We start from the raw sequence: 14,473 nt of genomic DNA on the forward strand, positions 1-14,473 counted from the left end.
GCGGACTCGGGCGGCGTTCGCGCGCCGCGTCTTAGCCTGGATTATTCGGAGTGGGTCCCTAGCGGGGCTGTCGTTTCCGCGACGGGGAACGGCTGAATTGCGGCGCGGCGCGGGGCCGCAGGGGCTCTACGTCGCGTAACGGCTCTATGCTTCTGTCCGCTGTGCTACACCGTGTCGGTCCCACACTTGCTGGGTGTCGCTTTTCGGGGGGCTGGCCGGTTTGCGATCCCGCAGCGTCCGGCTCGCTGGACGGGCAGGCGGGCGACCGGTTAACTGTCGCGGGCAGGGGCTTCGAAGACAGCCCTGCGCGTGGGCCGGTTGCGGAGACCGTCCCTAAGGCCACGCGACGCCGACGCGTGCGATCCGCCGGGACCAAGACGAAGGATATGCTTGATGAGCGAACGTGAGGCGATGGAGTACGACGTGGTGATCGTCGGCGCGGGCCCATCCGGCCTGTCCGCGGCGATCCGGCTGCGTCAGCTGGCCGAGGAGACGGGTCAGGAGATCAGCGTCTGCGTCCTGGAGAAGGGCTCGGAAGTGGGCGCGCACATCCTCTCCGGCGCGGTGATCGAAAGCCGGGCGCTGGATGAGCTGATCCCCGACTGGCAGGACAAGGGCGCGCCGCTCAACACGCCGGTCAAGAACGAGAAGTTCCTGTACCTGACCGAGCGGGGCGGCTTCAGCGTGCCGGTTGGCCTGTTGCCCGCGCAGATGCAGAACCACGGCAATTACATCGTCTCGCTTGGCACCGTCACCCGTTGGCTGGGCGAGCAGGCGGAGGCCATGGGGGTCGAGATTTACCCTGGCTTTGCCGCGGCCGAGGTGCTGTTCGACGCGCAGGACCGGGTGGTCGGCGTGGCGACCAACGAGCTGGGCGTCGCCGCCGACGGCAGCCACAAGGACAGCTACACGCCCTCGATTGAACTGCGTGCCAAGTACACCATTTTCTCCGAGGGCTGCCGCGGCTCGCTCTCGGAACAATTGGTCAAGAAATACGGCCTGCGCGACGCCGCCGATCCGATGACCTACGGCATCGGCATCAAGGAGCTGTGGGAGGTTCCAGCTGAGCAGCACGACGAGGGGCTGGTCATGCACTCCTCCGGCTGGCCGATGGACGATGCCACCTGGGGCGGCTCGTTCATGTACCACCTGGAGAACAACCAGGTGTATGTCGGCTACGTGATCGGCCTGGACTACAAGAACCCCTACCTCTCGCCGTTCGACGAGTTCCAGCGGTTCAAGACGCATCCCAAGGTCCGCCCCTACCTGGAGGGCGGCAAGCGGGTCTGCTACGGCGCCCGCGCACTCAACGAGGGCGGGCTGCAGGCGCTGCCCAAGATGCAGCTACCGGGGGGAATCATTACCGGCTGCGCTGCCGGCACGCTCAACGTGCCCAAGATCAAGGGCACCCACAACGCGATGAAGACCGGCATGCTGGCCGCCGAAAGCATCGCCGAGGCGTTGCAGGCGGGGGACGAGGGGCAGTCTACGCTCGACAGCTATCAGGAGAAATTCGACGCCAGCTGGGTGAAGGAAGAGCTGTACGCCGCGCGCAACGTCCGTCCGGCGGTTTCCAAGCTCGGCATGAAGCTCGGCACGCTCTATGCCGGGATCGACCTCAAGCTGTTTGGCGGCAAGGCTCCCTGGACCTTCCATCACAAGCACGGCGACCACGAATCGCTGAAGCCCAAGGAGCAAATGCCCCAGATCGAGTATCCCAAGCCGGATGGGGTGGTTTCGTTCGACAAGCTGTCCAGCGTCTATCTGGCGAACGTCTGGCATGACGAGGACCAGCCGTGCCATCTGCAGCTGAAGGACAGCCGGATGCCGGTGGAGCATAACCTGGAGTGGTACGACGCCCCCGAGCAGCGCTACTGCCCGGCCAGCGTTTACGAGATCGTCACCGACAGCGACGGCTCCAACCCGCGTCTGCAGATCAACTTCACCAACTGCGTTCACTGCAAGACCTGCGATATCAAGGATCCGACCCAGAACATCGTCTGGACCACGCCGGAAGGCGGCGGCGGGCCGAACTACCCGAATATGTGATGGGCAGCGGACGGGCCGGTCGGTAGGCGTACCGGCCCGTCCTGCGGCAGCTCAAATTGCCATCACCGCGCCAAGTTGTTCCTTCAGGTCCGCGTCGCTGGCGTTGGTCAGGTCCTTGGCGATCTCGCCGGTGACCTTGGCGTAGGTCGGCTTGCTGAGCTGTTCGCGCAGCCAGCCGAGCGTCTTTGGTGGGGCGACCAGCACCAGGCGGTCGAAGCGACCTTCGGTGCGGGCGTGATCGAGCGTCTCGGCGACCTGGTGGGCAAAGCGTTCCTTCTCGAAGGTGTGCCAGTCGGTGCGCGGTGCGACGGCGTGGCGGCCGCCGCTGGCCGGGCTGCTGCCGCGGCCGGGCTTGTCGGTCACCAGCTCGCGGTTGGGCGGCAGGTGTTGTTGCATCTCGGAGTCGAGGGCGGCTTCAAGGCCCTTGCCGGGGCCATGGTTCTCCAGAAAACGGGCGCGAGCGCCGTCGGCGACGAGGATCCAGGTTCGGATGGGTTTCATGGCCAGCAATTACCTCCGCTCAACTTGTTGTTTTACCCGGATTTTGGCGGTTGCCTCTCAGGCATGTAGGTAGCCCGGCGGCGGCCCGCAACGCGGCATGCCAGCCGTGTCGTCACGCCCCCTTGTTAGGTCGGGTTCAGACTGTATGATGCGGCGCCACATTCGGCGGACAGGATTGTTTGGCATGGAACTGCGCACGGCGCTCACATTCGACGACGTTCTCCTTGAGCCCGCCGAAAGCTCCGTCCTGCCCAACCAGACCGATACGCGCACGCGCTTTACCCGCTCGATCGAGCTGGGCATCCCGTTGGTGTCCGCTGCGATGGACACGGTGACGGAAAGCGCGCTCGCCATCGCGATGGCGCAGGCCGGCGGCATCGGCGTGATTCACAAGAATCTCGAAATCCCCGAGCAGGCCGACGAGGTTCGGGCGGTCAAGAAGTACGAAAGCGGCATGGTGATCAACCCGGTCACCGTGCGCCCGGAACAGACGCTGGCCGACGCGCTGGCGCTGATGGACCGGCACAAGATCTCCGGCATCCCGGTGACGGAAGAGCAGGGGCGGCTGGTCGGCGTGTTGACCAACCGCGATGTGCGCTTCGCCTCCAACCGCAAGCAGCCGGTCTCTGAACTGATGACACGGGACAACCTAGTCACGGTGAAGGAGAACGTCGGCCGCGACGAAGCCAAGCGCCTGTTGCACCAGCACCGCATTGAGAAGCTGCTGGTGGTCGACGAGAGCTACCGCTGCATCGGCCTGATCACGGTCAAGGATATCGAGAAGGCGAGCGCCTTCCCGGATGCCTGCAAGGACGACCAGGGCCGCCTGCGCGTTGCCGCCGCGACCGGTGTGGGCAAGGATGGCATGGCACGCGCTGAGGCGCTGCTCGAGGCCGAGGCGGACGTGATCGTGGTCGATACCGCGCACGGCCATTCGCGCGGCGTGCTGGAGCAGATCAGCCAGATCAAGCGGCTGTCCAACCAGGCCGACGTGGTCGCCGGCAACGTCGCGACCGGGGAGGGCGCCCAGGCGCTGATCGACGCCGGCGCGGACGCGGTCAAGATCGGTATCGGCCCCGGCTCAATCTGCACCACGCGGATCGTGGCCGGCGTCGGCGTGCCGCAGCTCACTGCCCTGCAGAACACGGTCAAGGTCTGCCACGACAACGGCGTGCCGGCGATCTCGGACGGCGGTATCCGCTTCTCCGGCGATCTCGCCAAGGCGATCGCCGCGGGCGGCGACGTCTGCATGATCGGGTCGCTTTTGGCCGGCACCGATGAGAGCCCGGGCGAGGTGTTCCTCTACCAGGGCCGGACCTACAAGGCCTATCGCGGCATGGGCTCGATGGGTGCGATGGCGCGCGGCTCCGCTGACCGCTACTTCCAGGAAGAGGTGTCGGATCGCCTGAAAATGGTGCCGGAAGGTATCGAAGGGCAGGTGCCCTACAAGGGTCCGGCTGGTACGGTGATCCATCAGTTGGTCGGCGGCCTGCGTGCGGCGATGGGTTACACCGGCTGCCCGACCATCCCGGAGCTCCACGAGCGCGCCAAGTTCCTGCAGATCACCAATGCCGGCATCCGCGAAAGCCACGTCCACGACGTTACCATCACCCGCGAGGCTCCGAACTACCGGAACTGACGGCCGAGGCCGTCAGGCACGGGGGCGACGATGACCCCCGGCGCCCGGATCGCCGCAGCGATCGAGCTATTAGCGGAGGTCGATGCGCACGACCGGCCAGCCGATCAGGTCGTGCAGGAGTACGTGCGTCAGCGCCGGTTCATGGGAGCCAAGGACCGGCGCGCGGTGACCGACCTGGTGTTCGCCGCGATCCGCGCCCGGGCGCGGACGTCCTGGTGGTTGGCACTGGCGGCGGGACACGATCCGGAGCATGTCGGCTCGGAAAGTGTCGGCGAGCAGGCCGCCCAGACGCCGCCGGCCCCGCGCGCCCGTGTGTTCGCCTTGTTGATCCTGGGCGAGGGATGGACGGTCGAGCAGCTGGCCGGCGTGTGTGATGGCACCGGCTACAATCCGCCGCCGCCCGACGAGGCTGAACAGGTGCTGCTGTCCGCGCTGGAGGGACAGACGCTGGATGACCCGCGCCAACCGGACTGGGTACGCCTGGAGACGCCGGCGTGGCTCCTGCCTGCCTTCCGAGAGGCGTTTGGCGAGGCAACCGAGGCGGAACTGACCGCGTTGCGCCAGGAAGCTCCGGTTGACCTGCGCGTCAACCGCCTGCTGACCGACGGTCCGCGTGAGGTCGCCGAGGCGCTGGCCGCCGAGGATCTCCAGACCCAGCCCACGGCCTATTCGCCGCTCGGCCTGCGTTTGACCGGCCGGCGGGCGGTGCAGGCAACCGCGCCTTACCGCGATGGCTTCGTCGAGTTGCAGGACGAGGGCTCGCAACTGATCGCGCTTCTGGTCGCGGCCAAGCCCGGCATGGCGGTGTGCGACTTCTGTGCCGGGGCTGGCGGCAAGACACTGGCCCTGGCAGCCGAGATGAACGACCGCGGCCGGCTGGTGGCCCTCGATGTCGACGGCGAGCGGCTGGGCCGTGCGGGGCCGCGGTTGCAGCGGGCGGGCGCCCGGAATGTCGAACGGCGGATGCTGGCCACCGACCAGGATGGCGAGAGCGACCCTTTCGTGGAGGAGAACGCCGGCAGTTTCGACCGCGTGCTGATCGACGCGCCTTGTACCGGAGTTGGGGCCTGGCGCCGGCAGCCCGACAGCCGTTGGCGTCTGTCGGAGCATGCACTCACCCAGCGTACACAGGCGCAGGATCGCATCCTTGCGCAAGCGGCGAAGCTGGTGAAGCCAGGCGGCCGGCTGATCTACGCCACCTGCTCGCTGTTGCCGCAAGAGAACCGTGTGCGCACCTGGGATTTTCAGTCCGCTCATCCGGAGTTTCGCCAGTTGCCTATTGACGAGGTCTGGGCCGAAGGGGTCGGTACGGATACGACCGGCGTGCTGCCGAACGACGGCCAGGACCTGACCCTGACGCCGGCACGCCACGGGACCGACGGCTTCTACCTCGCGGTGTTCGAACGTCAGGCCCAGGGAGCCGGGGGCGGGAAATGAGCGCAAGCATCCGTCTGGCCCAGCCCGCCGACGCCGCGGCGATCGCCCATGTGCATGTCGAGACCTGGCGCGCGGCCTACGCCGGCGTGGTGCCGGACAGCTACCTGGTGCGGATGAGCGAGCAGGGCCAGGCCTTCACGTGGCGCAAGATGCTGGCCCGTCGGTCGAAGGACGAGCGCACGGTGGTCGCCGAAGTCCGCCGGGGCGAGAGTGGTGCGCAGTCGCTGGTCGGTTTCGCGTCGTACGGTCGCCAGCGGGGCACGGACCTCGGCTACACCGGCGAGATCTTCGCGCTGTATGTGCTGCCGGACTGGCACGGCCAGGGTATCGGCCAGCAGCTGATGCACGCGACCTTCCGCCGTCTGTGGGAGGCCGGGACGCCGGGCTGCCTGATCTGGGTGCTGGCGGAGAACCCCGCGCGCTTCTTCTACGAGCATATGGGCGGTCAGCGAGTCGCCGAGCGGATCGAGAACTTCGCGGGCGAGAACCTGACCCAGGTGGCCTACGGCTGGCCCGACCTGGAAACCTGGCTGCAGCAGACCGGTGGGTAGCGGGAAGGTGTGTGCCCGCCACCCCTGCCGCCCGCTTGCCGCCGCACCGCGCCGTCGCTAGCCTCCGCCGCACTTCACGCCCGCCTTCGCTGACGAGACAGTTCCCATGACCGACGCCATCGCCCAGCAGCACGACTGCATTCTAATCCTCGATTTTGGCTCGCAGGTGACGCAGCTGATCGCCCGTCGGGTGCGGGAGAGCGGGACCTTCTGCGAGATCCTGCCCTACAACGCCGACGAAAGCCGGATTCGGGGCTACGACCCCAAAGGCATCATCCTGTCCGGCGGACCGGACTCGGTGACGCGCGAAGGCTCGCCGCGCGCCCCGCAGGCGGTGTTCGAGCTGGGCGTGCCGCTGCTCGGCATCTGTTATGGGCAGCAGACGCTGGTCGAGCAGTTGGGCGGCCGGGTCGAGGGCTCCGAGCATCAGGAGTTCGGCAAGGCCTTCCTCGAGATCGGCGCCGACGTGCCGCTGTTCGAGGGTGTCTGGCAGGCGGGCGAGCGCCATCAGGTCTGGATGTCCCACGGCGATCGCGTGGTTTCGCTGCCCGACGGCTTCCAGGTGGTCGGCACCAGCGACGGCGCGCCCTGCGCGGCGATCGCCGATCCCGAGCGTGGCTATTACGGCGTGCAGTTCCATCCGGAGGTGGTGCACACCCCTGACGGCGGCCGCCTGATCCAGCAGTTCGTGCGCGAGATCGCGGGCTGCCGTGGCGACTGGTCGATGGCCGCCTTCCGGCAGGAGGCGATCCGCAAGATCCGCGCCCAGGTGGGCGACGCCAAGGTGATCTGCGGCCTGTCCGGCGGGGTCGACTCCAGCGTCGCCGCCGTGCTGGTGCACGAGGCGATCGGGGCGCAGTTGACCTGCATCTTCGTCGATCACGGCCTGATGCGCGCGGACGAGGGGACGCAGGTCACCGAGCTGTTCCGCAACAGCTACAACATCCCGCTGGTACACCGCGATGCCTCGGACCTGTTCCTAGGCAAGCTGGACGGCGTTACGGACCCGGAAGCCAAGCGCAAGATCATCGGCACCACCTTCATCGACGTGTTCGAGGAGGAGGCGACCAAGATCGGCGGCGCCGACTTCCTGGTGCAGGGCACGCTCTATCCCGACGTGATCGAGTCGGTGGCGCCCAAGGGCGGGCCGTCGCAGACCATCAAGTCGCACCACAATGTCGGCGGCCTACCCGAGCGGATGGACATGGACCTGGTCGAGCCGCTGCGCGAGCTGTTCAAGGACGAGGTGCGCGCGCTGGGTCGCGAACTGGGCCTGCCGGAACGCATGGTTGGCCGACACCCCTTCCCGGGACCGGGCCTGGCGATCCGCATCCCCGGCGGGGTCACGCGCGAGAAGGCGGACATCCTGCGCAAGGCCGACCGGATCTATCTCGAGGAGATCCGCGAGGCCGGCCTGTACGACGCCATCTGGCAGGCGTTTGCCGTGCTCCTGCCGGTGCAGACGGTGGGCGTGATGGGCGACGCGCGCTCCTACGACTACGTCTGCGCCCTGCGTGCGGTGACGAGCGTTGACGGCATGACGGCCGAGTCCTATCCGTTCGACCACAGCTTCCTGTCGCAGGCCGCGACCCGCATTATCAATGAGGTTCGCGGCATCAACCGGGTGGTCTACGACGTCACCTCCAAGCCGCCGGGAACGATCGAGTGGGAGTAGGGCGTTAGCCGGCGCCGACCGGACCGGGCCTATTCGATCTTTGCCCCCCGCTCTGCCAGCAGGGCGCGCAGGACGGAGCGGTGGCAGCGGTCTTCGCGCGCGCAGTAGCAGCCGACCGAGAAGTTGCCGGTGTGGGAGAGGGCGGCCAGCAGGTCCAGGCCGCGGGTGTCGACGCCGCCCAGGGTCACCTCGGCCGTGCGGTAGCCCTCGGTGCCGCCGGGGACGAAGCGGTGGCGGTTGAGGGTCTCGGCCAGGCGGGCGAGGGCGCGCTTGTCCAGGTCGGCGATGCGCGCTGCGCTGAGATTACCGAGCGGGCCAACCGCGCGGCGGACTAGAATAGAAAAGCGGTGAGAGACATGCGCGCATTTCGCGGGAGTGATGTGGCGAATGCCATTTTGAATGCGTACGGAGCTTACAAACTCCTCAAGCGGTGTCGGTAGGGAGTTCCTCATCCGCTCCCAGATCCAACGAAATGTTGGAAATGTTGGTAGCCGGCAGCGGAGCGCCGACAGCTGCGGCGTAGTCGGCATCGGAGATAGAGACGAGAAAAGGCGCGGCGTCAGCGGGGCTGATGTCGAACTTCGGCTCGGGATTCGGCACTGCGAAGGCTGGCGTGCCGATCTGGCCATCGCGAGCGACGACGGCGCCGAAGCCGGTGATGTAGACTGCGTTGACGTGGGTGGCCCCGTAATGCCCGAACAAGGCATATGACAGGATACCGGTTTTACGCCGTATGTGTGGAAGCATCAGGTCGGCGGGCTCGATGCCATGCTCCTGGATGGCGATGAAGGCCGGGCGTTCGCCGGTGAACTGGACGGCTGCCTTTCGCATTGCCTCGAGCTTCGGCTTGGATGGATCGTCCTCTCGGTTGCTCCGCATCACGACGAGACAGCCTCCATCCTCGGTCAAGTTCCCGGCGACATGGGTGTTCTGTCCAAAGGCTTTGCCGCAAGCTCTATAGTAGGCCTTCTGGTCCATGAGCTGCGCCGTACCGAAGCACTCGGCATAGGGGTGAAGCTCCAGGCGGAAGCCATCACCCAGACCAATTCGCCGCGTGCCGTCGTGCATGAGCGAGTCAACCGCCTTCACCAAGGGCTTCTGCTCATTCGTGTTCGAGGGTAGCCGGGCAGCTAGCGTGATGAGGAGCACCTCCTGCCGCCGCTGCTCGGCCTGTGCGGCCAACGCCGTCGCAATCGACTCCATAAAGCGGTAGAAGTCCTTGCGATGGATCTGGCGGCCCGCATCAGCCGAGAGGCTCTTGCACTCCACCTCACCGACGAACGCGCCGCGGCTGAACAGAAGATCGTACTGGGAGGTGCCCGCCATGTCACCGAACTCGACCTCGTAGCCGGCGTCCATGAGGCGCTGAGCTAGTCTTCTGGAACTGTAATTCATATCATTTACTGGATCAGTTTCGGGAGATGATGGGATGTCAGGTCGGGTGGCGGATGCAGTTGTTCTGAGTGACGAGGAGCAGGTTTTTCTCGAAGCGCAGGTTCGTCGGCATAAGGCGGCACGGTCGCTTTCGGATCGCTGCCGAATGATCCTTCTCTGTGCTCAGGGTTTGCAGAGTAAGGAAGTCGCGAACCGGCTCGGTGTGCATGAGCACACGGTTGGAAAGTGGCGCAGACGGTTCGTGAAGGACCGGATCGAGGGCCTCACGGACGAACATCGCCCCGGCCGGCCGCGCACAGTTTCGGACGACCAGGTTGCCGATGTGATCGAGCGCACGCTGCACACCACGCCCAGGGACGCCACCCACTGGTCGATCCGAACCATGGCCGCCGAGAGCGGGCTGTCGCACACCACGATCCGGCGGATCTGGACAGCCTTCGGCCTGCAGCCACACCGGAGCGAGACGTTCAAGCTCTCGACCGATCCCCTATTCGTCGACAAGGTGCAGGACATCGTCGGCCTTTACATGTCGCCGCCGAACCGGGCCATTGTGTTGTGCGTGGACGAAAAATCCCAGATCCAGGCGCTGGATCGCGAGCAACCGGTGCTGCCGATGGCGCCGGGTGTCGCCGAGCGGCGAACCCACACATACATTCGCTATGGCACCACGTCACTCTTTGCTGCGCTCGACATCGCCACAGGGGCGGTGATCGGGAAATGTTACAAGCGCCACCGGACGACAGAGTTCCTGGACTTTCTCAAGAAGGTCGATGCTGCCGTGCCGAAGGGGCCGGACGTGCATCTGGTGATGGATAACTACGCCACCCACAAGGCACCGAGCATCAAGGCCTGGTTGGCACGCCGCCCGCACTGGCACGTCCACTTCACCCCCACATCGGCAAGCTGGATCAACCAGGTCGAACGTTGGTTCGCGGAACTGACCCGCAAGCAGTTGCAACGCGGCGTTCACCGCTCGACCACCGAACTGGAAGCCGATATCGCTGCCTTCATCAAGGCGCATAACGAAAATCCAAAACCCTACAAATGGGTCAAATCCGCCGACGAAATACTCGCCGCCGTCAAGCGGTTCTGCCAGCGAACGGAGCAAACCCTATGCGCCGAACTTTAGATTCAGGTGACTAGGGCCAGTTCCAGATACAGCGGAGCAAAACCGGTTTCGGCCTTAAGCGAGTCTCGCAGGCGTCCCTCAAGCACCTGCCGCCCCTTTGGCGGCAGGTGGGCGTAGATCTCTGTTGCTGTTGCGGCGAAGTTCAGTGACGCGAGGATACGCCCATCCACGAGTTCTGGCAGGAGGCGGCCATGCTTGGCGAAAACGTCAGCCTGGAAGCCAAGCGCCATCTCTAGCCAATGGTAGTCCGAGACGATCTTCCACCGGTAAGGCGAACGGTGCTGGTCTGCGTCGAGCTGATCGCATCGCTTGAACCAGCGCTCCGGGCCCGCGAGATCGAGAAAGCGGGTGAGGTATGGCGCCAGATCATCCAGCTTAGACGGGATCGAGAGGAGCATGGGGTCAGGCCTAGCTTTGGCGGGATGCTCCCGTCAGGGTAGAAGTGGACAGTGTTGTGCAGCGCCCGGACATCTCGCTGCCAGTCGTGAGAGGACGTAGGACTAGAGCTGGGCGGGACTAAAGGCATCAGCTGATCCGATAGGCCGCAAAGGAGCAAGCCTATGCTAACGCGAGGACACCTGATCGGCCAGATCGTCGACGACCTGGCGGGGATCGACGCCCAAGCCAAGCAGCGCGCGCGCCTTCACCTCTTCGATATACACACCCATATCGAGGATTTCGCAAAAGAGGTATTGAATCGGGCTCTCGGCCTCGGTCTGTCCAATCTCAATGCTGAGCATTCGAACAATCCTGGCCTCGATCTCGGTGATTCGACAAGCGGTTGGGCCTTTCAAGTCACTGCCGACAAGTCAGGCGCGAAGGTTAAGGAGACATTGGAGAAGATCGACGCTGACCAACGGGTGAAGTACACGAACATCCGCGTGCTCGTGATCGGAGAGAAGCAGGGCTCATACACCTTTACCGGCGAGCCTTATGCAAGCTTCGGCTTTACCCCCCACATGGTCTGGGATTTCAATGACGTTTGCGGCCGGATAATGTCGCTCTCGATCGACAAGCTGGTCGATCTTCAGGGCTACATTTCGCGCGAGACGCGCCGTGTTCGGATAGAGCTTGAGATCCCGGATGAGGAGGGCCGGTTTCCGACGAGCATTGACAACCTGATCGAGGCTCTGCCGCGCCCGCAGCTTTCTGGTGCCGCAAAGATCGAAGCGCACTTCGAGGCCAAGGGCACGCCGATCGACCGTACCGAAGCGGAGAAGGCGATTGCCGAGCTGAGCCACCGATTGTCTGCTCTGCCGCGCCTGACTCGAGAAGTGTTCAAGTTCCTTCTCGAGCGGAGGGACGAGCGCTCGACGGGTTTCGATGACAGCTTCCGCGTCAGCGATCCTAAACTCCGTCGGATATACCATGGGGACGACCTTGACGGTGATCTAGCACTTCTGTCGGAGGCTAGTCTTCTGAGCATCAACGAGCCGGATAATCATGGTGAGGCCTATTACTGGCGTATCCACTTTCCTGGTGCCGGCGACTGCTTCCACCTTACGTTCATTGAATATGTAGAAGACCTGAAGCTCGATTTGCGCAAGCCTCTTGTCACACTAGACTTCTCCGACTTCTAAATGGCCGAGGAGTGGGGGCGAGAGCGAAGCGTGAGCCGTCTAAAGCTGATGGGATTCTCTAGTCGTGTGTGCCCAGCTAATAGCGGCGTAGCGTGCACACGGGTGGGTCTCGGCATGGCTGCGCAAGCGTTGGAGTAGTATGGCAGCGGTAGATCGCTGAAGCCGGTTGGGGGCGTTAATGGCCAGCCTGGGAGAAGAAAGGCCCGATTGGTTGCGACTGTACGCGAAAAGCGAATCTATGGTTTGAGATCAAAAAGATCCGCGAAATCAGCAGCGCCAATTTCTGACGGGCTGGGTGCCGGTTTGCGGAGTAGTAGAGTCGGAAATTACGATTCCAAAACAACAGGTTAAATCTATTCTGAGCAATCGAGTGGGAGTGACCCGACGCACGTGGCGGGGGCTTAGCCTGTTCGCCTAGTGTCTGCCGCCGCGCGCGGGTGCTGCGGGCATGGGCATGGCGGGCGTCTGCACGGGCTGTGCTGACGCCGCCGTTTCTACGCCCCTCGCTTCCGGGAGCGGTTTGTTGCGGCTCTGGTCGGGCCGGGCAGGGTGGGTGGCGATGTCTTTGCCATTGCAGCCGGTGCAGCGCAGCCGGCCGCCGACTTCCGGTACCGGGAAGGCCGGACCCAGGTCTTCGAGCAGCCGGCCGATCTCCAGCACCGCAGTGTGGCCGCAGCGGTTGCACTGACAGAAGACGCCCACCCTACTGACCGCCAGTTCACCCAGCGTGGCGGCGCCGAGCCGAGCGTCCGCCTTTCGTTGCGCCGCTTCCTTGATCCGACCCATCGCATTCGCCCTGGTTCCAAACCGATGCCCGCTAAGTGAGAACATAGAGTGAACATATGAGGCCGGCAAGCCGGTTCAGGCGTGTTGGGGTCGGACGGTGATGACAGGCGTGCTGGCGCGTCGCCGGTGACGCGCGTTGCTAGGGGTAGGTCGTAAGTTGTTCAGAAATAAATAAAAATAGCAGTCGTTGGCTGCTGCGTCAGCTTATCCGAACAGCCTGGTAGCAGGCTTCCCTCCCGCAAGGGCGCGGACAGGCGAGGGGAGTCCGCCGCACGCGCCGCGGAGTTCCCCTCACCCGTCTCATAAACCGGAGGTTTGCGGTTCCTGCGCGGCTACTTGATCTCGAAGATGCCCTCGACCTCGACGGCGACGCCGAGCGGCAGCGACCCGGCGCCGACCGCCGCGCGGGCGTGGGCGCCGGAGTCCCCGAACACCTCGGCCATCAGGTCGGAGACGCCGTTGATCACCTTCGGCTGGCCCTCGTAGTCCGGCACGGCGTTGACGAAGCCGGTCAGCTTCACGACCCGAACCACGCGGTCCAGGTCGCCGCCGAGTGCCTGGCGCAATTGGGCGATCAGGTTGAGCCCGCAGATGCGTGCCGCCTTCTGACCGTCTTCTAGGCTGACGTCGTCGCCCAGCTTGCCCTTGACCTGGATCTCGCCGTTCAGCATCGGCAGCTGGCCGGCCATGAACACCAGGTTGCCGCTGATCACGTAAGGCAGATAGGCGCCCTGCGGCGTCGTCACCTGCGGCAGCTCGATCCCCTTATCCTGCATGCGCGTCTCGACCGTCCCGGCCATCGTTGTCTCTCCCCTGTCTGTTTCCGGTGGATGCAGTGATCACGGTGCCAGAGCCTAGGCCCCTGGCACATGGACGCAATCGTCAAGGCGCGACGAGGCTCGGCGTGGACGCGCCGCTGCCTGACTGCGGGAATCAGGTTAGTGGGATCATCACGTGCTGGCGGAACGCCGGCCGCTCCGTCAGACGGGCATACCAGGCGGCGACGTTCGGCAGGTCACATCGGCGCATCGGCAACTGGTACCAGCGGTAGGCGCAGACGCCGAGCGGGATGTCGCCCATGGTGAGGCGGTCGCCCGAGATGAAGGCGCGCGCCTCAAGCGCCTGATCCAGGAGCGAAAAGGCCTGGTCGGATGCGGCCTCGCAGCGGGCGACCAAATCCAGGTCGCGGTCGGCTTCTGGCGTCCGGATCAGTTGCCAGAAAGCTGGATTGAACGACGACAACAGGGCGGTCTGCTGCCAGTCCATCCACTGGTCCGCCTCGCCGCGCTCGCCGGCGGTTTCAGGCCACAGGCCGCCCGGATCGTACTGCGCGGCCAGGTAGCGCACGATCGCGTTGGACTCCCAGATCACCCGGTCCCCGTCGACCAGCACCGGCACCTTGCCGTTGGGGTTGAGCGCGCGGAACCATGGTGTGCCGCCTTCCTCCCGGTGGCCGCGGCCGATGTCGATTCGCTCGTGGGCGAGACCGAGTTCGCCAATCGCCCACATCGCCTTCTGCACGTTGAGCGAGTTCGGTCGGCCGTAGAGCGTCAGCATGGGCGAAGGTCCTCGTTGGGATCGAAAACGGATGGCGGGCCGTCAGCCTAGCGGCCGATCCGCCAGAGGACGAGGAAGATCACGACCGACCGTCCGGATCGAACCTCCCCCGCGCCGGCGCCCCCGTTCTGTGCTGTCCCAGGGCGGCACACATTGGCCCTTTGACCGGCATAG

14 protein-coding genes are annotated in these 14,473 nt (G+C 65.1%); 7 read left to right on the forward strand and 7 right to left on the reverse strand.

Features of this window, described 5'->3' with window-relative positions:
- Window positions 1-393 precede the first annotated feature (393 nt).
- Window positions 394-2,049 (forward strand): electron transfer flavoprotein-ubiquinone oxidoreductase, encoded by a 1,656-nt coding sequence (locus RHOSA_RS0109250; RefSeq protein WP_027288445.1) that lies wholly within the window; start codon window positions 394-396, stop codon window positions 2,047-2,049.
- A gap of 51 nt (window positions 2,050-2,100) precedes the next feature.
- Here RHOSA_RS0109250 and RHOSA_RS0109255 read toward each other — a convergent pair whose 3' ends face one another.
- Window positions 2,101-2,550, reverse strand: coding sequence for a host attachment protein (locus tag RHOSA_RS0109255; protein ID WP_027288446.1), 450 nt, complete (start codon window positions 2,548-2,550; stop codon window positions 2,101-2,103).
- 184 nt (window positions 2,551-2,734) lie between these two features.
- On the opposite strand from RHOSA_RS0109255, the gene guaB reads away from it, so the two are divergent.
- The 4 genes from guaB to guaA all read left to right on the forward strand — a co-directional run bounded on the left by guaB (window position 2,735) and on the right by guaA (window position 7,852).
- On the forward strand, window positions 2,735-4,189 hold the full coding sequence (gene guaB, locus RHOSA_RS0109260; protein WP_027288447.1) for an IMP dehydrogenase: 1,455 nt from the start codon (window positions 2,735-2,737) through the stop codon (window positions 4,187-4,189).
- Between the two features lie 30 nt (window positions 4,190-4,219).
- Window positions 4,220-5,626 (forward strand): RsmB/NOP family class I SAM-dependent RNA methyltransferase, encoded by a 1,407-nt coding sequence (locus RHOSA_RS0109265; RefSeq protein ID WP_027288448.1) that lies wholly within the window; start codon window positions 4,220-4,222, stop codon window positions 5,624-5,626.
- A complete protein-coding gene (locus RHOSA_RS0109270; protein WP_027288449.1) occupies window positions 5,623-6,177 on the forward strand; it encodes a GNAT family N-acetyltransferase in 555 nt (184 codons plus the stop codon). The genes RHOSA_RS0109265 and RHOSA_RS0109270 overlap by 4 nt, the downstream gene beginning before the upstream one ends.
- 106 nt (window positions 6,178-6,283) lie before the next feature.
- Entirely contained in the window at window positions 6,284-7,852 is a 1,569-nt protein-coding gene (gene guaA / locus RHOSA_RS0109275; RefSeq protein ID WP_027288450.1) for a glutamine-hydrolyzing GMP synthase, read from the forward strand.
- A gap of 29 nt (window positions 7,853-7,881) precedes the next feature.
- Here the strand turns inward: guaA and RHOSA_RS26060 are convergent, their stop codons facing one another.
- Both RHOSA_RS26060 and RHOSA_RS25725 read right to left on the reverse strand, forming a co-directional pair.
- Window positions 7,882-8,304, reverse strand: a complete 423-nt coding sequence (locus tag RHOSA_RS26060) for a DUF488 family protein, N3 subclade (RefSeq protein WP_169816619.1) — start codon at window positions 8,302-8,304, stop codon at window positions 7,882-7,884.
- Window positions 8,276-9,211: a hypothetical protein gene (locus RHOSA_RS25725; protein ID WP_027288451.1), complete on the reverse strand. Its 936-nt coding sequence runs from the start codon at window positions 9,209-9,211 to the stop codon at window positions 8,276-8,278. The genes RHOSA_RS26060 and RHOSA_RS25725 overlap by 29 nt, the downstream gene beginning before the upstream one ends.
- A gap of 70 nt (window positions 9,212-9,281) precedes the next feature.
- On the opposite strand from RHOSA_RS25725, the gene RHOSA_RS0109295 reads away from it, so the two are divergent.
- Window positions 9,282-10,376, forward strand: coding sequence for an IS630 family transposase (locus RHOSA_RS0109295; protein WP_027288061.1), 1,095 nt, complete (start codon window positions 9,282-9,284; stop codon window positions 10,374-10,376).
- A gap of 2 nt (window positions 10,377-10,378) precedes the next feature.
- On the opposite strand, the gene RHOSA_RS0109300 is transcribed toward RHOSA_RS0109295, so the two are convergent.
- Window positions 10,379-10,774, reverse strand: a complete 396-nt coding sequence (locus RHOSA_RS0109300) for a hypothetical protein (protein ID WP_027288452.1) — start codon at window positions 10,772-10,774, stop codon at window positions 10,379-10,381.
- Window positions 10,775-10,936: 162 nt separating this feature from the next.
- Here RHOSA_RS0109300 and RHOSA_RS0109310 point away from each other — a divergent pair, with 162 nt between their 5' ends.
- Window positions 10,937-11,956 (forward strand): SMEK domain-containing protein, encoded by a 1,020-nt coding sequence (locus RHOSA_RS0109310; protein WP_156092636.1) that lies wholly within the window; start codon window positions 10,937-10,939, stop codon window positions 11,954-11,956.
- A 414-nt stretch (window positions 11,957-12,370) separates the two neighbouring features.
- Here the strand turns inward: RHOSA_RS0109310 and RHOSA_RS21570 are convergent, their stop codons facing one another.
- The 3 genes from RHOSA_RS21570 to RHOSA_RS0109325 all read right to left on the reverse strand — a co-directional run bounded on the left by RHOSA_RS21570 (window position 12,371) and on the right by RHOSA_RS0109325 (window position 14,299).
- Window positions 12,371-12,742: a hypothetical protein gene (locus RHOSA_RS21570; RefSeq protein WP_156092638.1), complete on the reverse strand. Its 372-nt coding sequence runs from the start codon at window positions 12,740-12,742 to the stop codon at window positions 12,371-12,373.
- Between the two features lie 332 nt (window positions 12,743-13,074).
- Window positions 13,075-13,542, reverse strand: coding sequence for a RidA family protein (locus tag RHOSA_RS0109320; protein ID WP_027288454.1), 468 nt, complete (start codon window positions 13,540-13,542; stop codon window positions 13,075-13,077).
- A 133-nt stretch (window positions 13,543-13,675) separates the two neighbouring features.
- A complete protein-coding gene (locus RHOSA_RS0109325; protein WP_027288455.1) occupies window positions 13,676-14,299 on the reverse strand; it encodes a glutathione S-transferase family protein in 624 nt (207 codons plus the stop codon).
- Window positions 14,300-14,473 lie beyond the last annotated feature (174 nt).

This window comes from Rhodovibrio salinarum DSM 9154 (genome assembly GCF_000515255.1).
Lineage (GTDB): Bacteria > Pseudomonadota > Alphaproteobacteria > Kiloniellales > Rhodovibrionaceae > Rhodovibrio > Rhodovibrio salinarum.